Below are 18,662 nucleotides of genomic sequence, written 5' to 3' on the forward strand. Positions count from 1 at the left end.
CACACGCACCACCATCCGACACCGACCGAGAGGCACGACATGACCGACGACCGAGGCGCCCTGGGCGCCGACCCGGCACCCGGCACCCCGTGGGACGACGACCGCGGCGACGTGCCCGGCTGGGTGCTCATCACGCTCATGACGGCCGGGCTCGTCATCATCCTGTGGGGCGTCGCGGGGCCCCTGCTGCAGAACGTGTTCACCCAGGCCATCGACCGGGTCACGTCGTTCTGATGCGCGACGACCGCGGCTCGGCACCCGCCGAGTTCGTCATGGTCGGCGCCCTCCTCGTCGTCCTCGCCCTGTCGGTGGTGCAGCTCGCGCTGGCGCTGCACGTGCGGACGACCGTGCTCGACGCCGCCGCGGAGGGCGCCCGCACGGCCGCGCTCGCGGGCGCCACCCGCGCCGACGGCGTCGAGCGCACGCGCGAGCTGATCACGACGGCGGTGGGTGCGCGGTACGCGGAGGACGTGACAGCGGGAACGGGCACCGTGCTCGGGCACGCGGTCGTCAGCGTCACCGTGCGGACGACGCTGCCGCTCATCGGCCTCCTCGGCGTCGACCGCGGGCTGGAGGTGACGGGCCATGCGGCCGTGGAGCGCCTGGGCTGACGACCGGGGCTCGGCGGCGCTCGAGTTCATCACGGCGGGCGTGCTCCTCCTCGTCCCGCTCGTCTACCTCGTCCTCGCCCTGTCCGCGATCCAGGGTGCGGCGCTGGGCACGGAGGGCGCAGCCCGGCAGGCGGCCCGCGTCTACGTGCGGGCGGACGACGACGCGACCGGACGCCGGGAGGCGCGGTCGGCCGTCGAGGTCGCGCTCGCCGACCAGGGGATCGCGCCCGGCGGCATCGCCCTCGACATCACCTGCACGCCGGACCCGCAGAGCTGCCACGCCCCGCGGTCGCTCGTTCACGTGTCGGTGCGCGTCGCGGCCGAGCTGCCCCTCGCGCCGCCCGTCGCCGGGCCGGACGCGCCAGGATCGGTCGCGGTCCACGGCGACGCGGACGAGCGCGTCTCCGTCTTCGCACGAGGGGGACGATGATCGCCGGCCGCCGCCGGACTCACGGCGGTGGGCAGCGGCTCTCGGGGGTGCCCGCCACCGGGGACGACGGTTCGATCCTCCCGCTCGTGATCGCGTCCTGCGCGCTGGGTCTCGCCGTGATCCTCATGGTGTCGGCCGCGTCCTCGCTGTACCTCGAACGCGCCCGGCTCTTCTCCCTGGCGGACGCGGCCGCGCTGGCCGGCGCCGAGTCCTTCGACGTGGACGGGGGCGGCGCGGCGGCGGTCGCGGTCGGCGACGACGGCGTCGCGCTCCCGCCCCTCACGGACGCCGGCGTGGCCTCCACGGTCACGGTGTTCCTCGCCGACGAGCCGACGGCGGGGATCCACGACCTCCACGTCGACGGCGCCACGACGCCGGACGGCCGCAGCGCGCGCGTCACCCTCTCCGCCACGTGGATCCCGCCGGTGGCCTCCCTCTTCGCCCCCGAGGGCGTGCGCATCGACGTCACGAGCACCGCCCGTAGCGTGCTGGTGGGGCCGGGCGCCGCGCCGGTCGGTCCCGCGGGAGGCGGGTGACCCGTGCCTCAGGCGGTCGGCCGCGGCTTCCGCGGCACGTACCGGGGCACGTACCGCACGAGGATCCCGGCGCCGATGAGCCCGAGCACGCCCATCACGCCGCTCGCGACGGCGAGCGACGCGGCGGAGGTGAGCGCGGCGATGAGGAGCGGGGAGGCGGCGCTGCCGGCGTCGCCCGTGAAGCGCCAGGCGCCGAGGAAGGGAGCCGGGTCCTCGCTCGGGGCGAGGTCGGCGCCGAGGGTCATGAGGATCCCCGAGCCCACGCCGTTCGCGACCGACATGAACATGGCGACGCCGATGAACCACTGCACGTTCGTGGGCAGGTCGGGTGTGAACGCGAGCACGAGGTAGCCGATGCCCAGCCCGACCATGGACGGCACGGCGCTCCAGAGGCGGCCGAAGCGGTCCATGATCTGGCCGCTCGCATAGAAGAGGGCGAAGTCCACGCCGCCCGCGATGCCGATGATGAGCGCCGTGTTCGCGTCCGAGATGCCGATGCTCACGGCCCACAGGGGCAGGAGCACGCCGCGGCCCGCGCGCATCGCGCCGATGAGGGCGGCGCCGGATCCGAGCTTCACGAGCACGCCCTTGAACCGCCACAGCGTGCGAGCGAGGCCCGCCGACTCGCGCCCCGCCGCCGCGGTCCCGGCCGCGGCGCCGACCGACTCGTCGTCCTGCGGCTCGCCCGCGGTCGCGGCCGCGGCGCTCTGCAGGTCCGCCGCGCGGTTGCGCCGCACGACGTCCATCGGGTCGGGCAGCACGAGCAGCGTCACGGCGGCCGCGAGGCACGCGACGATGTGGATCACGAACGCCGACTGCGACGCGCCCGTCAGGTGGATCACGCCCGCGGCCAGGAATGGCCCGACGAAGTACCCCGCGCGGAACGTGCCGCCGAGCGTCGACAGGGCCCGGGCGCGGTAGGCCTGCGGCACGAAGCTCGTCATGAACGCGTGCCGCGCGAGCGCGAACACGGCCGTGGAGACGCCGATGAGGAAGACGCCGATGCCGAGCACGAGCGGGTTCGGCGCGAGGAGGCAGAGCACAAGGCCGCCGATGGAGACGAAGGCCGCGCCGATCATGGCGGTCCGCTCGCCGATGCGGCTCACCACGGATCCGCTCGGGATGTCGCCCACGAGCTCGCCGAGCATGATCATGCCGCCGATGAAGGCGGCGATCCCGAGCGTGGCGCCGAGGCTGCCGGCGACGATCGGGATGATGGGGATGATCGCCCCCTCGCCGATGGAGAACAGGAGCGCGGGCAGCAGCGCCGGGAGCGCCACCGCGCGGAGGGAGAAGGGGGCATCGGGGGTCGACATCGCCCCCGAGCCTACGCGCGGGCGGCCCCCGCCCCGGACGCCGCCGACGGCCCTGACGGTAGGCTGGGCGGCACCATGATCGACCAGGACTTCTCTTCGCGGATCACAGAATTGCGCGACACCTACTCCAACATCCGCTCGGTGATCGGCGTCGAGCGCCTGCAGCAGGAGGTCGAGGAGCTGAGCGCCCAGGCGGGCGAGCCGGACCTCTGGGACGACACCGACAAGGCGCAGAAGGTCACGAGCGACCTGAGCCACCGGCAGTCGGAGCTGAAGCGCATCGACGAGCTGCAGCGCCGCCTCGACGACCTCGACGTGCTCGTCGAGATGGCGAAGGACGACGAGGAGTCCGCCGAGGAGGCGGTCGGCGAGCTCGCCGGCATCACCAAGATCATGGACGAGCTCGAGGTGCAGACGCTCCTCAACGGCGAGTTCGACCCGCGCCCCGCGGTCGTCACGATCCGCGCGGGCGCCGGCGGCGTCGACGCCGCGGACTTCGCCGAGATGCTCATGCGCATGTACCTGCGCTGGGCCGAGCAGCACGACTACTCCGCCACCGTGCTCGACACGTCCTACGCGGAGGAGGCGGGCATCAAGTCGGCGACCTTCGAGATCGACGCGCCCTACGCGTTCGGCACGCTCTCCGTCGAGGCCGGCACGCACCGCCTCGTGCGCATGAGCCCCTTCAACTCCGCCGGCAAGCGCCAGACGTCGTTCGCGGCCGTCGAGGTCGTGCCGCTCATCGAGCAGACCGAGTCGATCGAGATCCCCGAGAACGAGATGCGGGTGGACGTCTTCCGCTCGTCCGGCCCCGGCGGCCAGTCCGTCAACACGACCGACTCGGCGGTGCGGATCACCCACCTCCCGACCGGCATCGTCGTCACCTGCCAGAACGAGAAGAGCCAGATCCAGAACCGCGCCGCCGCCCTCCGGGTGCTGCAGTCGCGCCTGCTCCTCGTGCAGCGCGAGCAGGAGGCGGCCACCAAGAAGGAGCTCGCCGGCAACATCACCGCGAGCTGGGGCGACCAGATGCGCAGCTACGTGCTCGCGCCGTACCAGATGGTCAAGGACCTCCGCACGGAGCACGAGGTCAACAACCCGTCCAACGTGTTCGACGGCGACCTCGACGGCTTCATCTCCGCGGGGATCCGCTGGCGGAAGTCGCCCGACCGCGCCTGAGAGAGTCCGAAGGGACCGCTGGCCGCGGTGAGTCGATGCGGCGAAAGGCACCTCCCGTGCCTAGGGTCGTACCGACATGATCAGGTTCGACCACGTATCCAAGGTGTATCCCGGCAACCCCCGACCGGCGCTGAGCTCCGTCGACCTCGAGATCCTCCGCGGGGAGTTCGTCTTCCTCGTCGGCGCGTCCGGGTCCGGCAAGTCCAGCTTCCTGCGTCTCGTGCTCAAGGAGGACCGGCCCACGCAAGGGACGATCCACGTCCTGGGCCAGCAGCTGAACCAGCTGTCGAGCCGCAAGGTCCCGTACTACCGGCGCAGCCTGGGGGTGGTGTTCCAGGACTTCCGGCTGCTCCCGAACAAGTCGGTGTTCGACAACGTCGCCTTCACCCTCCAGGTGATCGGCAAGTCGCGCGGCTTCATCCAGGAGGCCGTCCCGGACGTGCTCGCCATGGTGGGCCTCCAGGGCAAGGAGCAGCGCCTCCCGCACGAGCTCTCCGGCGGCGAGCAGCAGCGCGTGGCCATCGCCCGCGCTGTGGTCAACAAGCCGGCCGTGCTCCTCGCCGACGAGCCCACGGGCAACCTGGACCCGCTGACGAGCGCGGGCATCATGCAGGTGCTCGAGCGGATCAACGCCAACGGCACCACGGTGATCATGGCCACCCACGACTCCGGCATCGTCGACCAGATGCAGAAGCGCGTCATCGAGCTGATCGGCGGCGAGGTCGTCCGCGACGAGGTCGGCGGCCAGTACCAGACCTCCGCCATCGACCTGCCGCGCACGGCGGAGAACCCGGTCGGCGTGAACCCCGAGCACCCTCCCGTCGCCGCGCCGACGCCCGTGTTCGTGCCCGCCGCGCCGCTGCCGGCACCCGTGCGCCCGACCGCTCCGGCGGAGCCCGCGAACGCCGCGGAGCGCCGCGAGCAGGCCAGGCGCGACAAGCAGCGGCGCGCCGACGAGAAGGCGCGCGCCAAGGAGGAGGCGACCCGCGAGGCCGCCGCAGCCAAGGCCGCGAAGAAGGCGCCGCGGAAGCCCGCGATGGGCGCCGAGGCCCCGGCAGCGGTGGCGGCACCGACATCCGCCGCTCGCGCCGTCGCGCCCGCCGCCGCCTCATCCGCCGCTCCCGCCGCGGATGCCGTGCCGATCATCCCGGCGACGTCGTCCGACCGCGACGCCGAGGCCGCACGCGCGGCGCGACCGGCACGCGACGAGGGGTCCGACCGCGGATCCCGGCCGGCGGCTCCCGCCTACGCTCCCTCCGCGTTCGCCGAGGCCGCGCGTGTGGATCCCGTCCCCGAGCGCGAGGTCGAGCGCGACGCCGAGCGCGACCGTCCGGCCGCCGCCCCGGCCCCGGCCGCGGAGGAGCGCCATGAGGCCGCTCCCGCCCGCCCGGAGCCGCGCCCAGCCGAGCAGGTCCCCGCGGACCCCGTCGAGCCGTCGCGTGCCGTGCCCGTCATCCGCGATGAGGCGCCGCCCGTGGACGACGGCCCGCGCTCCGCGCCCACCCCGCCGAGCAGGCGCAACGGCGGAGGTGCCGCCCCCGCGGCCCCGAGCACCGGATCCATCCGGCGGCTCCCCGAGGGCACCGGCGTGATCCGCCTGCCCGACCTGTCCGACGGCGAGGTCGGATCCGCGCCCGCCGACGGACGCGACGACGCCGAGCTCGCCGAGCTCGGTCTGGCCGAGAAGCTGGGCCTCCGTGCCCGAGGAGAGTCGCCGGACGACACCGGCGCACAGGATGTGGGGCCCACGCGATGAGACTCGGACTCGTCCTCTCCGAGGTCGGCCACGGCCTTCGACGGAACGTCAGCATGGTCGTCTCGGTCGTGCTCGTCACCTTCATCTCGCTCACGTTCGTCGGCGCTGCCGTGCTGCTGCAGATGCAGATCGGCCAGATGAAGAACTACTGGTACGACCGCGCGCAGGTCGCGATCGACTTCTGCACCGACACGTCGGTGCCGAGCGAGACATGCGTCAACGGCAAGGCCACGCAGGAGCAGATCGACGCCGTCAAGCAGCAGCTCGACAGCGACACGCTCGCCCCGTTCATCGACAAGTACTACTTCGAGGACCAGGACACGGCGTACAAGAACTTCCAGGAGCAGTTCAAGGGCGATCCCGTCACCGAGCTGGTGCAGCCGGAGTTCCTCAACGAGGCGTTCTGGGTGAACCTCAAGGACCCGTCGAAGTCCGACATCCTGAGCGACAGCCTCTCCGGGCTCGCCGGTGTCGAGAACGTCACCGACCAACGGCAGTACCTCGACCAGATCTTCTCCATCCTGAACGCCGCCAGCCTCACAGCCGTCGGCATCGCCGGCCTGATGCTCGTGGCCGCCGCCCTGCTGATCGCCACGACGATCCGCCTGTCCGCGTTCTCGCGGAGACGGGAGCTGGGCATCATGAGGCTGGTCGGGGCGTCGAACCGCTTCATCCAGACCCCGTTCATCCTCGAGGGCGTGTTCGCGGCGCTCATCGGGTCGGTGCTCGCCAGCGCGGCGACGGTGGCGCTCGTCAAGTTCTTCGTCCAGGGGTTCCTGAGCACGAGGCTGACGTCGATATCCCTGGTGAACATGGACGACGCGCTGCTCGTGGTGCCGATCCTCCTGGGTGTCGGCGTCGTGCTCGCGGCGGTCTCCGCGAACTTCGCGATCAGCCGCTATCTGCGGATCTGATCCTCCGGTAGACTGATGGGCTGCCCGGATCCGGGCGGATCCACCTGAACCATCGAGGAGTCCACCGTGCCCAGGGAACGTGGCGAGAAGGTGGTGGCGACCAACCGCAAGGCGCGCCACGACTACACCATCGAGTCGACCTACGAGGCCGGCCTCGTGCTCACGGGCACCGAGGTCAAGTCGCTCCGGCAGGGGCGGGCCTCGCTCGTCGACGGCTACGCGTTCGTCGACGCCGGCGAGGCGTGGCTCGACGCGGTGCACATCCCCGAGTACAACCAGGGCACGTGGAACAACCACCCGGTGCGTCGCAAGCGCAAGCTCCTCCTGCACAAGGAGCAGATCCTCAAGATCCATTCCAAGGTGAAGGAGGGCGGCTACACGGTCGTCCCGCTGCAGCTCTACTTCGTCGACGGCCGCGCGAAGGTCGAGCTCGCCATCGCGAAGGGCAAGAAGGAGTACGACAAGCGCCAGACGCTGCGCGAGCGCCAGGACAAGCGCGAGGCGGACCGGGCGATGTCGTCCCACCGCCGCCTCGGCGAGTAGCTCCCTCCTCCCGGTGGTGCGACCGTCGGCGGTCGGGTAACATGGAGGGCTGGTCGCGGAAGATGCCATCGGCGATTGACAACTCGACAGCGTGGAACATGCGACCCGGCTCGGGCGCCTCACAGAGGCGCTGGGCCGTTCATGGGGATGATCGGTTTCGACATTGCCTGAATGACTGCGAGAAGCGGGTCGAGGATGCAGGGCTATCTCGTAAACGCTCTCTGCAAAATACAACTGCCAATAACAAGCAGTCGTCCTTCGCTCTCGCTGCCTAAGCGAGCGCACTAACAGGACCGTCGACCCGGGGATGCTCTCTAACCGGTAAGTCGGCGTCAGATCAGGGAGCTCGCTGCGCGGTCGTGCCTCAGGGCCGCGCGGGACTCGAACTGAGGCTGGGCCCGTCGGATCAGATGCCAGGAGCAAGTTCCGGGGCCGAGCAGGACGCCTTTCCTGGATACACCCGTAGAAGGCGCAGGATTACAGCAGTGGACCGGGGTTCGATTCCCCGCATCTCCACCATCGCGTCGCATGCTCCACGCTCGTCGAGGGTCCGGATCCGTCCGACGCGACGAAGGCCCCGTCCACCCGGACGGGGCCTTCGTCGCGTTCGCCGTGCGGATCAGCCCACCGGCGTGCGCGGCGCCGTCAGGGCGGGCGCGCCCGGGTCGCTCGTCGCTAGGGCCGGCGCTGACGTCTCCAGCGCGGGCGAGCTCGTCCGCCCGCGTCGCCGCTTCCGCCCGCCCGAGCGCCCGTACACGAGGTACATCGTGAGCCCCATGATGATCATGAGCAGCACCGTGTAGACGAACGTGATGCTCATGGAGTCGAGGTTGGCCTCGCCCTCCGTGCTCGCCTTGATCGCGATGCCGAGCGGCTCGTACAGCGGCTGGTAGAGGAACACCGCCGCGTCGTAGTCGTCGAGCAGGCTGTTGAAGTTGAGCGCCGTGATGGCGGCGACCGTGGGGATCACGAGCGGCACCAGCACCCGCCGGAACGTCGTGAGCGACCTCGCGCCGAGGATCCGCGCCGCGTCCTCGAGCGACTGCGGCACGCTCGCGAACGCCGCCTTCAGCAGGCGCAGGGTGAACGGCACCTTGACGATGATGTAGGCCACGAGCAGCAGCCAGGTCGTGCCCGTGAGCACCTGCCCGCCGATCAGCGGCTGCGGCCGGTCGAACGTCTGCAGCAGCGCGAGCGCGATGAGGATGGTCGGCAGGATCCACGGGATGTGCAGCAGGTACTCGAGCGTCGCGGTGACCCAGTTGCGGTTGCGCTGGATCATGCGCGCGACGAACAGGAGGCCCGCTACGACGATCACGGCGGCCAGCGCGCTGTAGACGAGGCTCACGACGAAGGGGCGCAGCACGTCGGGGGAGCCGAGGACGGTCGCGTAGTTCCGCAGCGTGAACGAGTCCAGCGTGATCGTGCCCGTCTGCACGCTCTTCGAGTCGAGGAACGAGAACAGCACGATGAGGATCACCGGCAGCGCGTAGACCACGAACAGCGCGTATGCGACGACGTGCACGACGCCGTTCACGATCGGGTTCCGGATGCGCTGCTTCTGCAGCGGAGTCGCGACCTTGGCCACCGAGAAGTACACGCCCGACTTCTCGACGCGGTTCATGATCGCCAGCAGCACGATGGTGGCGACGCCCAGCACGATCGCGAGCAGCGCCGCGAGGTCGCGGGAGCTCGTGCTCTTGGAGAACGTGACGATCATCGGCGCCACCGTCTGGAAGCCCGTGCCGCCGAGCACCAGAGGAGCGGTGAGCGCCCCGAGGCCGGTGAGGAACGTGAGGACGGTGACCGCGAAGATCATGGGCCGCAGGGCCGGCAGCACGATGCGGAACAGGATGCGGCCCGTGCCCGCGCCCATGCTCCGGGCCGCCTCGATGGTCTGGTGGTCGATCGCCGCGAGCGACGAGCGGAGGAAGAGCATGTGGTTCGTGGTGGTGGCGAAGGTCATCACGATGACGACCGCGAAGTAGCCCGAGAACCAGTCGGGGTCGAGGTCGGGGAACGCGCGCTGCGCGAGGGCGGTCACGAACCCGTAGCGGCCGTAGATGAAGTTGTAGCCGGCCGCGAGCACGATGCCGCCGTAGATGAGCGTCGTGGCGTAGCCGAGCCAGAGGACGCGGGATCCGCGCACCACGAAGTACTCGGTCACCAGCACGATGAAGATGCCGACCACGTTGACCGTGATCGCGAGGGTGATCGCGAGCAGGAGGCTGTTGCCCACGCTGCGCATCGCCCGGTCGGAGCTCAGGAGCTTCTCGAGCGCCCGGCCGCTGAACGCGCCGTCGGGGAAGAAGGTCGTGACGAGCAGGTTCGAGTTCGGGAACACGAGGAACGTGACGACGAACCAGAGCGCGGCGATGAGCACCACGACGCCGAGGGGCGAGCGCAGCAGGGCGCGGACGGGGGTGCGCACGGCTACGACCGGTACTGCAGGATCGCGGCCGGGTCGATGCCCACGACGACCTCGGTGCCGGGCGCGAGCGGCGGGGCGCCCGTCTCGGCGACGAGCGCCTGGACGGCGTCGTCCCCGAGGTCGACCCGGTAGGTGCTGTAGGACCCGTGGTACGACCGCTCGGCGACCACGCCGTCGATGCGCACGCGGCCCGCGTCCGCCGGGGTGGCCCCGCGCGGATCCACCGAGACGCGCTCCAGGCGCACGTAGGCGCGGCTCGAGGCGTCGAGGTCGGTCGCGCCGGCGTCGCGGAGGCGGGACACCGTGGCGGGGCCGAGCGCGTTGATGGCGCCGACGAACGTGGCCACGAACTCGGTGGCCGAGCGGTCGTAGATGTCCTCCGGGGTGCCGACCTGCTCGATCCGCCCCGCGTCGAAGACCGCGATGCGGTCGCTCATGGTGAGCGCCTCCTCCTGGTCGTGCGTGACGTACACGGTCGTGATGCCCAGGCGCGACTGCAGGCCCTTCAGCTGGTCGCGCAGCTGCACGCGGAGCTTCGCGTCGAGGTTGGACAGCGGCTCGTCGAGCAGGAGGATCCGCGGCTCGAGCACGAGCGCCCGCGCGATGGCGACGCGCTGCTGCTGCCCGCCGGAGAGCTCCGCCACGTTCTTGTCGAGCTGCGCCGCGCTCAGCTCGACCTGGTCGGCCATGGCGCGCACGAGCCGGTCGGTCTCGGCCTTGCCTGCTTTCCGCACCGTGAGGCCGAACGCGATGTTCTGCCGCACCGACATGCTGGGGAAGAGGGCGTAGTTCTGGAACACCATGCCGACCCGGCGCTTCTCGCTGGGGAGGCGCGTGGCGACCTGGCCGTCGATGACGATGTCTCCGCGGCTCGGGTCGACGAAGCCGGCGAGGGTCCGCAGTGCCGTCGTCTTGCCGCAGCCCGACGGCCCGAGGAGGGTGAAGAACTCGCCCTCGTGGATCTCGAGGTCGAGCCCCGGGATCGCCACCTGATCGCCGAAGCGCACCTCGACGTCGTCGAAGCGGATCATCAGGGCAGGTACTCCAGCTCGGTCTTCTCGACCCAGTCGGCGATGTGCTCGCGCACGAAGCCGTAGTCGACGTCCTGCTTGTCGAGCGACTCGATGAGCTCCTTCACGGCAGGCAGCGCCTTCTCGCGCGCGGTCGTGTTGACGGGATAGCTCGAGAACTCCTCCGCGAACGCGCCCTGGACGTCGGCGCTGCCGAACCAGTCGATGAACGCGCGGGCGCGCTCCTCCTTCTTCGTGCCGGCGATCTCGGCGATCTGCTCGGTGACGAACGGGACGCCGGCCTTCGCGGGCACGATCTCGGTGGTCGTGGCGTACTGCGCGTCGCGCGCCGCGATGCCGCTCGAGGCGAGCGTGCCGAACGCGACCTCGCCGCGGGAGAGGCGGGCGTAGAGGTCCGTGCCCTCGACCGCGGGGGATCCGTTCGCGAAGTAGTCCTTCACGACCTGCCAGCCCTCGTCGCTGATGCCGAGGTCGCCGTCCGGGTCCTCATAGGGCGCGAGGAGGCCCGCGAGGATGAGCTGCGGGGTCGCCTCGCCGAGGCGCGTGTTGACCTCGTACTCGCCCTCGTACTTCGACGAGTAGAGGTCCGTGACGTCCTTCGGCACGTCGCCGCCCGAGGTCTGCTTCGCGTCGTGCACGGTGACGATCGCCTGCTCCACGAGCGGCCAGTACGCGCCGTCGGCGGGATCGCCCGCGGCCTGGTCGACCTCGCCCGACCACGCGGGCGTGTAGGCGGTGATGGCGTCCTCCGCCTTGAGGTTCTCGAAGTACATGTTGTTGAGGCCGAACACCACGTCCCCGACGGGGTTGTTCTTCTCCGCCACGATCCGGTTCGCGAGGTCCGCTCCGCCGAGTCCCACGATCTGGATGTCGAAGCCCGCCTTCGCCGCCTCGGCCGTGACCCAGTCGCCGCGGCCGTCGCCGTTGGAGTTCGTGTAGACGATGAGGGTGTCCCCGGTGGCGGGGGAGACGGCGGGGTCCGCGGTGCCGCTGTCGGGGGACGACCCGCATCCGCTGAGGGCGAGCCCGGCCGCGACGACGGCGGCGAGGGAGGCGGTGAGACGGCGGGCGCGGTTCTTCATGGTGTCCTCTCGGAGGGAGCACGTCGGTGTGCTCGCGGGCGGTCGCGCCTGGCCGGCACGAAGTCCCCACCATATGAGCGGGGTCCCCGGCCTCCCGACCCGGCGGTCGCTGTTGGCTCGTTGTTCAGCATGGGGACACGCCGGACGATTCCCTCGGATGAGGAGCAGGCTGGTCGAGGCAGGTCGCCACCGCTCGCGGGAGCGGGAATACATAGCCCGTGTATGGGATTCGATACCTCATGACCGGACGCACCACCGCGGGCACGACCCCGACCTCGACACCGACCTCGACCGACGACCAGGAGCGCACCCGCTGGCAGGCCTTCTGGGTCTGCGTCGGCGTCGCGGCGCTCACCATCCTCGACCTGTCGAAGGTCAACGTCGGCCTGCCGTCGATCGAGGAGTCCCTCAGCGCCGGATCCACCGACCTGCAGCTCATCGTCGCCGGCTACGCCCTCGCGTTCGGCCTGGCCCTCGTGCCCGCCGGCCGCCTCGGCGACATCCGCAGCCGCCGGCTCATGTTCGTGGTCGGCCTCAGCTCCTTCACCATCGCCAGCCTGCTCTGCGCCATCGCGCCGGACGTGAAGACACTCGTGGTCGCGCGGATCCTGCAGGGCGTCGCCGCCGGCATCCAGATGCCGCAGGTGCTCGGCCTCATCCAGCAGCTCTTCCAGGGCGAGGAGCGGGCGCGCGCGTTCGGCCTGTTCGGCGCCGTCGTGGGCATCGCGACCGCGTTCGGGCCGACGCTCGGCGGCCTGCTGATCCAGCTCGGCGGCCCCGAGGACGGCTGGCGCCTGCTGTTCTGGATGAACATCCCGCTCGGCATCGTCGCCATCGCGTTCGCGCTCAAGCTGCTGCCGCGCCGGCAGGCGCGGCCACAGCAGAAGACGGGCCTCGATCCCGTCGGCGTCCTCCTCCTGGCGATCGCCACGTTCTCGCTCATGCTGCCGTTCGTGCTCACGACGGGCGGGCCCGACGACGACCCGCTCCGGTGGATCTGGCTCGCCGCGGCCGTGGTCGCGGCAGCGCTCTTCGTCGGGTGGGAGCGGCGCTACGAGCGGTCGGGGAAGTCGCCCGTGGTGCACTTCGCGCTCTTCAAGCTCTCCTCGTACCGCAACGGGATCCTCATCGCCACCGCGTACTTCGCCGCCATCCCGGCGGTGTTCCTGCTGACCACGCTGTACCTGCAGCAGGGGCTCGGCCTCGCGCCCGTGTTCGCCGGCATGGTCAGCATCCCGTTCGCGCTGTCGTCGGCGGTCACCGCGTGGATCGGCGGGCGCCTCGTCTCGCGGCTCGGCCGGCAGCTGGTCGTGATCGGCCTCGCGATCGTCGCGGTCGGCATCACGCTGCTGCTCCTCGCCGCGGTGCTCACGCCGCAGGAGGCGACGCCGTGGGCGATGGCCGCGGCGATGCTCGTCGCGGGCGTAGGGGCGGGCTTCGTGATCTCGCCGAACCAGACCCTCACGCTCGCCGAGATCCCGGTGACCGAGGGCGGCGTCGCCGGATCCATGGCGCAGGTCGGCCAGCGCGTCGGCACGGCCGTGGGCGTCGCGGCCGCGTCGGCCACCTTCTTCAGCACGCTCTACGCGGAGGCCGCGGGCGGCGGCGACGCGAGCCTCGCGGTCTACCACGACGGGTTCCGCAACGGCTTCCTCGTGACGATCGCGCTGGTCGCCGTGGCCCTCACGCTCGGCCTGGTCGACCTCGGCCAGCGCCGCCGACGCCGGGAGCGCGCCGCGACCGCCTGAGCGGGAGGCACGGCGGGCGGGGTGTCAGCGCGCGACGACCGCCAGCACGGCGTCGTGGAGGCGCCCGTTCGTGGCGAGCGCGGATCCGTGCCACGGCCCCGCCTCGCCGTCGATCGACGTGAACCGGCCGCCCGCCTCCTCGATCACGGGGATCAGCGCGGCCATGTCGTACGGCTTCAGGTCGTGCTCGCCCGCGATGTCGATGAGGCCCTCGGCGAGCAGCATGTACGCCCACATGTCGCCGAAGTCGCGGGAGCGCTTCACGCGGGCCGAGAGGTCGAGGAGCTCGTCGAGCCGGTCGGCCTCGCGCCACCGCTGGACGCCGGCGACGCTCATCGAGGCGTCCTCGAGCCGGTCCACGTCCGAGACCCGGATCCGGCGCTCCTCGGACGTCGTGGCCTGCCCGAGCGTGTCGTCGACGTACGCGCCGAGGCCCGTCGCGCCCCACCAGCGGCGGCCGAGCGCGGGCGCGCTGACGACGCCCACCACGGGCACGCCGTCCACGGCGAGCGCGATGAGGGTGCCCCACACGGGCACGCCGCGCGCGAAGTTGGAGGTGCCGTCGATGGGATCCACGATCCACTGCCGGGACGACGAGCCGGACGTGCCGTACTCCTCGCCGAGCACGCTGTCGTGCGGGCGGCTCTCCGCGATGCCGGCGCGGATCGCCCGCTCGACCGAGGTGTCGGCGTCGGTGACCCAGCTGGAGTCGGCCTTCGTCTCGATGGCGAGGTCCGCCGAGCGGAAGCGGTCGAGCGAGATCGCGTCGGCCATGTCGGCCAGCTCCCGGGCGAGCCGCAGGTCGGACGACAGGGAGTGCAGGGGTTCGGAGGCCACGGGGTCGAGCCTAGCGATCGGCCTGGTCGGCCTTCGACGCGTCGGAGCGGTTGGCGACGAGGTGCTGGAGCGAGTGCAGGCGCTCGCGCCCGGCGTCCCCGAGCTCGCCCGCCTCGACCCGGTCGACGATCTCCCAGTCGTGCGCCTCCGTGAGCGGGATGCCGCCCGGCGGCTCCCCCTCGGGCAGGTGGGCGTAGCTGGCGAACGAGCGGAGGATGTTCGCCGGATCCACGTGCCCGAGCCCGAACGAGCGGACGCCCGGGGTGTCGATGATCCAGCCGTGTCCGCCGTCGCCCGTCTCGACCCGCATCGAGACGGTGGAGCTCGACGTGTGGCGTCCGCGCCCCGTGACCTGGTTGACGACGCCCGTCGCGCGCTTCGCGTCCGGCACCAGGGCGTTGACGAGCGTCGACTTGCCGACGCCCGAGTGGCCGACGGCGACGGTCGTGCGATCGACCAGCAGCGCGCGCAGCTCGTCGAGCGGCACGTCGTCCGAGCGGCTCAGCACGATCGGAACGTCGAGCACGCGGAAGTGGGCGGCGAAGGGCGCGGGGTCGGCCACGTCCGACTTGGTGATGCAGAGGATCGGCTGGATCCCGGCGTCGAACGCGGCCACCAGGTAGCGGTCGACGAGGCGCGCGCGCGGCTCGGGCTCCGCGGCCGCGACGACGATGAGCATCTGGTCGGCGTTCGCGACGATCACGCGCTCGACGGCGTCGGAGTCGTCGGCGCTCCGGCGTAGGAGCGTCCGGCGCGGGGCGATGCGCACGATGCGCGACAGGCTGCCCTCGTCGCCCGATGTGTCACCGACGATGTCGACGCGGTCGTTCGTGACCACGGCCTTCTTGCCGAGCTCCCGGGCGCGCGTCGCGATGAGCGTGTGCTCGTCCGCGGTGTCCTCGCCCACGAGCACGCCGAAGCGACCGCGGTCTACCGTGAGCACCCGGCCCTCTACGGAGTCGGTGTGGCCGGGCCGCTGCTTGCTGCGCGGCTTGTTGCCCTTCGGGTTCGGACGCACGCGCACCGAGGACTCGTCGTAGGCGTCCCAGACGCCGTCATCCTGCTCCGGATCCGCGAGCCAGCTCACAGGAGGCCGCCGAGGCCGCCCGCGGCGCCCGGCCCGGTGATGCCGCCGAGGGCGAGCGGGTCGACGGCCGCGCGCGGCGCACGGCCGAGGAGCGGGCCGAGCCAGAGCTCCGGGAACTCGGGCAGGGTCTTCGCGGTCGTGCCGATGTCGTCGATCTCCACGCCCGGCACGGCCAGGCCGATGATCGCGCCGGCGGTCGCCATGCGGTGGTCCTCGTAGGCGCGCCACGGGCCGCCGTGCAGCGGGGCGGGGGAGATCGCGAGGCCGTCCTCGAGCTCGGTCACGGATCCGCCGAGCCCCGTGATCTCGGCAGCCAGCGCCGCGAGCCGGTCGGTCTCGTGCCCGCGCAGGTGCCCGATGCCCGTGATGCGGCTGGGTCCGTCGGCGAGGGCCGCGAGCGCGACCAGCGCGGGCGCGAGCTCGCCGCCTGTGCTGAGGTCGAGGTTCACGCCGGGGATGCGGCCGCCCGCGGCGAGCCCGGGGCCGCCGTCGACGACGAGCGCGTCGCGCTCGCGTGTGACGGTGGCGCCGAAGCGCGGCAGCAGGTGCGCGAGGTCCGCGCCGACCTGCGTCGTCTCCTCGGGCCAGCCGGGGATCGCGACGCGTCCGCCCGCGACGAGCGCGGCGGCGAGGAAGGGCGCGGCGTTGGAGAGGTCGGGCTCGATGCGGACCTCGCGGCCGGCGATGGGGGAGGAGGGCACGATCCAGAGGCCGGGCTCCGGGCTCTCGACCACGACCCCGCGCTCGGCGAGCGTGCGGATCGTCATCTCGATGTGCGGCATGCTCGGCAGCGTCGCGCCCGTGTGGCGCAGCCGCAGCCCCTGCGCGAACCGCGGCGCCGCGAGCAGCAGGCCGGAGACGAACTGGCTGGAGGCGGACGCGTCGATGGCGATCTCGCCGCCCGGCACCTCGCCCGTGCCGTAGAGGCTGAAGGGCAGCGCGCGGCGGCCGTCGTCGTTGACGTCGACCCCGAGCGCCCGGAGCGCCTCGATGGTGCCGGACATGGGGCGTCGTCGGGCGCTCGGGTCGCCGTCGAAGGAGACCGGCCCGAGGGCCAGCGCGGCGACGGGCGGGAGGAAGCGCATGACGGTGCCGGCGAGGCCGCACTCGATGGTGACGCCGCCCGCGAGCTCGGCCGGGGTGATCCGCAGGTCGGGCCCGAAGGCGCCCCCGCCGTCGACCTCCTCGATGACCGTGCCGAGGGACCGCAGCGCCTCGATCATCAGCCGCGTGTCGCGTGACCGGAGGGGAGCGCGCAGCGTCGACGGGGAGTCCGCGAGGGCGGACAGGACCAGCTCGCGGTTCGTCAGGCTCTTGGATCCCGGCAGCGGCACCGTCGCGTCCAGCGGACCGTCCGCCACGGGCGCCGCCCACGGCCCGTCGTCCGTCGGCACGGGCGCGTGGGTCCGGTCGTCGTCGTACGGGCTGAAGGTGGGACCGGAATACCTGAAGATCTCCATGGGTTCACCAGAGTACCGGGCAGGCGTCCGGCAGGCCCGGATCCCGGGCCGGGAAGGATCACCCGTGATCACGAGGACAGCACCGGCGGCCCCGTCCGCCGAGCTCGTGCGAGCCGTAGAATCTGCCCTGATGGCCACTTCAGGGAACACCAGTCACGACGCGCCGGCCGACACCACCGGGGGCGACGCGCCCACCGCATCGGCGGCGCCCGCGGAGCTCGTGGAGGCCGTCGTGCACTCCACCGAGGAGGCCGCCGGCCAGCAGGATGCGGAGCGCGCCGAGGCCGAGGAGCCCCGCAAGGCCCAGCCCGGCGACAACCGCGAGCTCTTCGAGGAGCAGGCCCTCCCGTTCATCGACCAGCTGTACGCCGCGGGCCTGCGCATGACGCGCAACCCCGCAGACGCGCAGGACCTGGTGCAGGAGACGTTCGTGAAGGCCTACACGGCCTTCCACCAGTTCAAGCAGGGCACGAACCTCAAGGCATGGCTGTACCGGATCCTCACGAACACCTTCATCAACAACTACCGCAAGAAGCAGCGGGACCCCTACAACGGCACCATCGACGAGCTCGAGGACTGGCAGCTGGGCGGCGCGACGAGCGCCACGGCGACCACCACGCGCTCCGCCGAGGCCGAGGCCATCGACCACCTCCCGGACAGCACCGTCAAGGACGCGCTGCAGTCCATCCCGGAGGACTTCCGCATGGCCGTCTACTTCGCGGACGTCGAGGGCTTCTCCTACCAGGAGATCGCCGACATCATGAAGACCCCCGTGGGCACCGTCATGAGCCGCCTGCACCGCGGCCGCCGGATGCTGCGGAGCCTGCTTTCCGACTACGCGCGCGAGCGGGGAATCTCCACCGCGCACCTCACTGGAGCGACCAAATGAGCGACTGCGGCTGCGACAAGGCCAAGAAGGATCTCGAGGAGTACCTGCACCACGAGCTCGACAAGGCGGATGCCGCCGACATCCGCGAGCACATGGCGAACTGCCCGGACTGCGCACGTGAGCACCGCGTCGGCGTGGTCCTGCGGGACACCGTGCGCCGCGCGTGCAAGGAGGCGGCCCCCGAGGACCTGCGCACGCAGGTGATGGACAAGCTCCGGGCCATCCAGGCCACCCACTGACCCGGCGGGTCGCGCGCGGCCGGTAATCTCGGCATGTGACCAACGCGATCCAGTCCCTCGGGACACCCTCCCCGGAAGACCTCACCGTCATCGTCGAGCTGCTCCGGCTGCTCGACTACGAGGTGGACGAGGACCGCGTCGCCGCGCGGCTCTCGCGCATGACGGCCGCGGCCGGCCACGAGACGTGGGTCGTGCGCGACGACGCCGGCGAGATCGCCGGCCTCGCGGGCGGCCACCTCATGTGGGGCCTCGCCGACGACGAGCCCATCGCGCAGCTGATCATCCTGGTCGTGCGCGAGGGACGCCAGGCGGGCGGCATCGGCTCCGACCTCATCCGCCACTACGAGGCGTGGGCCCGGGAGCACGGCGCGTCCCGGTTCCTCGCGACTTCGGCGGCCGCGCGCGACAACGTCACTCGCTTCTACGCCCGACGCGGGTACCACGCGTCCGGCATCCGCTACTCCAAGCTCGGCTGACCCGAGGCCGGCGCGTCCGGCACCAGCGGCGCCCGGCATGACGAGAGGCCCGATCCCCTGGGGGACCGGGCCTCTCGTCGTGCCGGGCTAGGCCGGG

At 71.8% G+C, this 18,662-nt stretch carries 19 protein-coding genes and 1 other RNA gene; 13 read left to right on the forward strand and 7 right to left on the reverse strand.

Annotated features, from left to right (window positions below):
• Nucleotides 1-39 precede the first annotated feature (39 nt).
• Genes NL142_RS06895 through NL142_RS06910 form a run of 4 tightly spaced genes read left to right on the forward strand, consistent with a single transcriptional unit; the run spans nucleotide 40 to nucleotide 1,577 of the window.
• The gene (locus NL142_RS06895; RefSeq protein ID WP_435081457.1) at nucleotides 40-234 is read left to right on the forward strand and encodes a hypothetical protein; all 195 of its coding nucleotides are present in this window, start codon (nucleotides 40-42) and stop codon (nucleotides 232-234) included.
• Nucleotides 234-611 (forward strand): TadE/TadG family type IV pilus assembly protein, encoded by a 378-nt coding sequence (locus NL142_RS06900; protein ID WP_043587392.1) that lies wholly within the window; start codon nucleotides 234-236, stop codon nucleotides 609-611. Before NL142_RS06895 ends, NL142_RS06900 begins: the two co-directional genes overlap by 1 nt.
• Nucleotides 586-1,041: a hypothetical protein gene (locus NL142_RS06905; protein ID WP_194682808.1), complete on the forward strand. Its 456-nt coding sequence runs from the start codon at nucleotides 586-588 to the stop codon at nucleotides 1,039-1,041. Before NL142_RS06900 ends, NL142_RS06905 begins: the two co-directional genes overlap by 26 nt.
• Nucleotides 1,042-1,088: 47 nt before the next feature.
• The gene (locus NL142_RS06910) at nucleotides 1,089-1,577 is read left to right on the forward strand and encodes a pilus assembly protein TadG-related protein (RefSeq protein ID WP_435081458.1); all 489 of its coding nucleotides are present in this window, start codon (nucleotides 1,089-1,091) and stop codon (nucleotides 1,575-1,577) included.
• An 8-nt stretch (nucleotides 1,578-1,585) separates the two neighbouring features.
• On the opposite strand, the gene NL142_RS06915 is transcribed toward NL142_RS06910, so the two are convergent.
• Nucleotides 1,586-2,893 (reverse strand): MFS transporter, encoded by a 1,308-nt coding sequence (locus tag NL142_RS06915; protein ID WP_435081459.1) that lies wholly within the window; start codon nucleotides 2,891-2,893, stop codon nucleotides 1,586-1,588.
• Nucleotides 2,894-2,968: 75 nt separating this feature from the next.
• Between NL142_RS06915 and prfB the strand changes: the two genes are divergently transcribed.
• From prfB to ssrA, 5 genes are all read left to right on the forward strand, one after another.
• Complete coding sequence (prfB, locus tag NL142_RS06920) at nucleotides 2,969-4,072, forward strand: peptide chain release factor 2 (RefSeq protein ID WP_435081460.1); 1,104 nt, start codon at nucleotides 2,969-2,971, stop codon at nucleotides 4,070-4,072.
• Nucleotides 4,073-4,148: 76 nt separating this feature from the next.
• On the forward strand, nucleotides 4,149-5,828 hold the full coding sequence (gene ftsE, locus NL142_RS06925; RefSeq protein ID WP_435081461.1) for a cell division ATP-binding protein FtsE: 1,680 nt from the start codon (nucleotides 4,149-4,151) through the stop codon (nucleotides 5,826-5,828).
• Nucleotides 5,825-6,742 (forward strand): permease-like cell division protein FtsX, encoded by a 918-nt coding sequence (gene ftsX, locus NL142_RS06930; RefSeq protein WP_012037996.1) that lies wholly within the window; start codon nucleotides 5,825-5,827, stop codon nucleotides 6,740-6,742. The genes ftsE and ftsX overlap by 4 nt, the downstream gene beginning before the upstream one ends.
• 66 nt (nucleotides 6,743-6,808) lie before the next feature.
• The gene (gene smpB / locus NL142_RS06935; RefSeq protein ID WP_012037997.1) at nucleotides 6,809-7,285 is read left to right on the forward strand and encodes an SsrA-binding protein SmpB; all 477 of its coding nucleotides are present in this window, start codon (nucleotides 6,809-6,811) and stop codon (nucleotides 7,283-7,285) included.
• A gap of 143 nt (nucleotides 7,286-7,428) precedes the next feature.
• Nucleotides 7,429-7,804: a transfer-messenger RNA gene (gene ssrA / locus NL142_RS06940) on the forward strand.
• Between the two features lie 100 nt (nucleotides 7,805-7,904).
• On the opposite strand, the gene NL142_RS06945 is transcribed toward ssrA, so the two are convergent.
• Genes NL142_RS06945 through NL142_RS06955 form a run of 3 tightly spaced genes read right to left on the reverse strand, consistent with a single transcriptional unit; the run spans nucleotide 7,905 to nucleotide 11,829 of the window.
• On the reverse strand, nucleotides 7,905-9,716 hold the full coding sequence (locus tag NL142_RS06945; RefSeq protein WP_435081462.1) for an ABC transporter permease: 1,812 nt from the start codon (nucleotides 9,714-9,716) through the stop codon (nucleotides 7,905-7,907).
• A 2-nt stretch (nucleotides 9,717-9,718) separates the two neighbouring features.
• Complete coding sequence (locus tag NL142_RS06950) at nucleotides 9,719-10,747, reverse strand: ABC transporter ATP-binding protein (protein WP_435081463.1); 1,029 nt, start codon at nucleotides 10,745-10,747, stop codon at nucleotides 9,719-9,721.
• A complete protein-coding gene (locus NL142_RS06955; RefSeq protein WP_435081464.1) occupies nucleotides 10,747-11,829 on the reverse strand; it encodes an extracellular solute-binding protein in 1,083 nt (360 codons plus the stop codon). Before NL142_RS06955 ends, NL142_RS06950 begins: the two co-directional genes overlap by 1 nt.
• A 239-nt stretch (nucleotides 11,830-12,068) precedes the next feature.
• Here NL142_RS06955 and NL142_RS06960 point away from each other — a divergent pair, with 239 nt between their 5' ends.
• Entirely contained in the window at nucleotides 12,069-13,577 is a 1,509-nt protein-coding gene (locus NL142_RS06960) for an MFS transporter (RefSeq protein WP_435081465.1), read from the forward strand.
• Between the two features lie 24 nt (nucleotides 13,578-13,601).
• Here NL142_RS06960 and NL142_RS06965 read toward each other — a convergent pair whose 3' ends face one another.
• The 3 genes from NL142_RS06965 to aroA are packed head-to-tail and all read right to left on the reverse strand — an operon-like array spanning nucleotide 13,602 to nucleotide 16,961.
• The gene (locus NL142_RS06965) at nucleotides 13,602-14,414 is read right to left on the reverse strand and encodes an inositol monophosphatase family protein (RefSeq protein ID WP_194682799.1); all 813 of its coding nucleotides are present in this window, start codon (nucleotides 14,412-14,414) and stop codon (nucleotides 13,602-13,604) included.
• Between the two features lie 10 nt (nucleotides 14,415-14,424).
• Nucleotides 14,425-15,501 (reverse strand): ribosome small subunit-dependent GTPase A, encoded by a 1,077-nt coding sequence (rsgA, locus tag NL142_RS06970; protein WP_435081466.1) that lies wholly within the window; start codon nucleotides 15,499-15,501, stop codon nucleotides 14,425-14,427.
• A complete protein-coding gene (gene aroA, locus NL142_RS06975; RefSeq protein WP_435081467.1) occupies nucleotides 15,498-16,961 on the reverse strand; it encodes a 3-phosphoshikimate 1-carboxyvinyltransferase in 1,464 nt (487 codons plus the stop codon). The genes rsgA and aroA overlap by 4 nt, the downstream gene beginning before the upstream one ends.
• Before the next feature lie 130 nt (nucleotides 16,962-17,091).
• Here aroA and NL142_RS06980 point away from each other — a divergent pair, with 130 nt between their 5' ends.
• The 3 genes from NL142_RS06980 to NL142_RS06990 are packed head-to-tail and all read left to right on the forward strand — an operon-like array spanning nucleotide 17,092 to nucleotide 18,565.
• Entirely contained in the window at nucleotides 17,092-17,850 is a 759-nt protein-coding gene (locus NL142_RS06980) for a sigma-70 family RNA polymerase sigma factor (protein WP_435081468.1), read from the forward strand.
• On the forward strand, nucleotides 17,847-18,089 hold the full coding sequence (locus NL142_RS06985) for a zf-HC2 domain-containing protein (protein ID WP_012038006.1): 243 nt from the start codon (nucleotides 17,847-17,849) through the stop codon (nucleotides 18,087-18,089). The genes NL142_RS06980 and NL142_RS06985 overlap by 4 nt, the downstream gene beginning before the upstream one ends.
• A 35-nt stretch (nucleotides 18,090-18,124) precedes the next feature.
• Nucleotides 18,125-18,565: a GNAT family N-acetyltransferase gene (locus tag NL142_RS06990; RefSeq protein ID WP_194682796.1), complete on the forward strand. Its 441-nt coding sequence runs from the start codon at nucleotides 18,125-18,127 to the stop codon at nucleotides 18,563-18,565.
• The last annotated feature ends 97 nt before the right edge of the window (nucleotides 18,566-18,662 follow it).

The sequence above is a fragment of the Clavibacter quasicaliforniensis genome, from assembly GCF_051201715.1.
Taxonomy (GTDB): Bacteria; Actinomycetota; Actinomycetes; order Actinomycetales; family Microbacteriaceae; genus Clavibacter; species Clavibacter seminis.

What these genes read in the sequence shown, in the direction of transcription:
- NL142_RS06895 (WP_435081457.1), top strand. Translation starts at nt 40, where the DNA reads ATGACCGACGACCGAGGCGCCCTGGGCGCCGACCCGGCACCCGGCACC.
- NL142_RS06900 (WP_043587392.1), top strand. Translation starts at nt 234, where the DNA reads ATGCGCGACGACCGCGGCTCGGCACCCGCCGAGTTCGTCATGGTCGGC.
- NL142_RS06905 (WP_194682808.1), top strand. Translation starts at nt 586, where the DNA reads ATGCGGCCGTGGAGCGCCTGGGCTGACGACCGGGGCTCGGCGGCGCTC.
- NL142_RS06915 (WP_435081459.1), bottom strand. Translation starts at nt 2,893, where the DNA reads ATGTCGACCCCCGATGCCCCCTTCTCCCTCCGCGCGGTGGCGCTCCCG.
- prfB (WP_435081460.1), top strand. Translation starts at nt 2,969, where the DNA reads ATGATCGACCAGGACTTCTCTTCGCGGATCACAGAATTGCGCGACACC.
- ftsE (WP_435081461.1), top strand. Translation starts at nt 4,149, where the DNA reads ATGATCAGGTTCGACCACGTATCCAAGGTGTATCCCGGCAACCCCCGA.
- ftsX (WP_012037996.1), top strand. Translation starts at nt 5,825, where the DNA reads ATGAGACTCGGACTCGTCCTCTCCGAGGTCGGCCACGGCCTTCGACGG.
- NL142_RS06950 (WP_435081463.1), bottom strand. Translation starts at nt 10,747, where the DNA reads ATGATCCGCTTCGACGACGTCGAGGTGCGCTTCGGCGATCAGGTGGCG.
- NL142_RS06955 (WP_435081464.1), bottom strand. Translation starts at nt 11,829, where the DNA reads ATGAAGAACCGCGCCCGCCGTCTCACCGCCTCCCTCGCCGCCGTCGTC.
- NL142_RS06960 (WP_435081465.1), top strand. Translation starts at nt 12,069, where the DNA reads ATGACCGGACGCACCACCGCGGGCACGACCCCGACCTCGACACCGACC.
- aroA (WP_435081467.1), bottom strand. Translation starts at nt 16,961, where the DNA reads ATGGAGATCTTCAGGTATTCCGGTCCCACCTTCAGCCCGTACGACGAC.
- NL142_RS06980 (WP_435081468.1), top strand. Translation starts at nt 17,092, where the DNA reads ATGGCCACTTCAGGGAACACCAGTCACGACGCGCCGGCCGACACCACC.
- NL142_RS06985 (WP_012038006.1), top strand. Translation starts at nt 17,847, where the DNA reads ATGAGCGACTGCGGCTGCGACAAGGCCAAGAAGGATCTCGAGGAGTAC.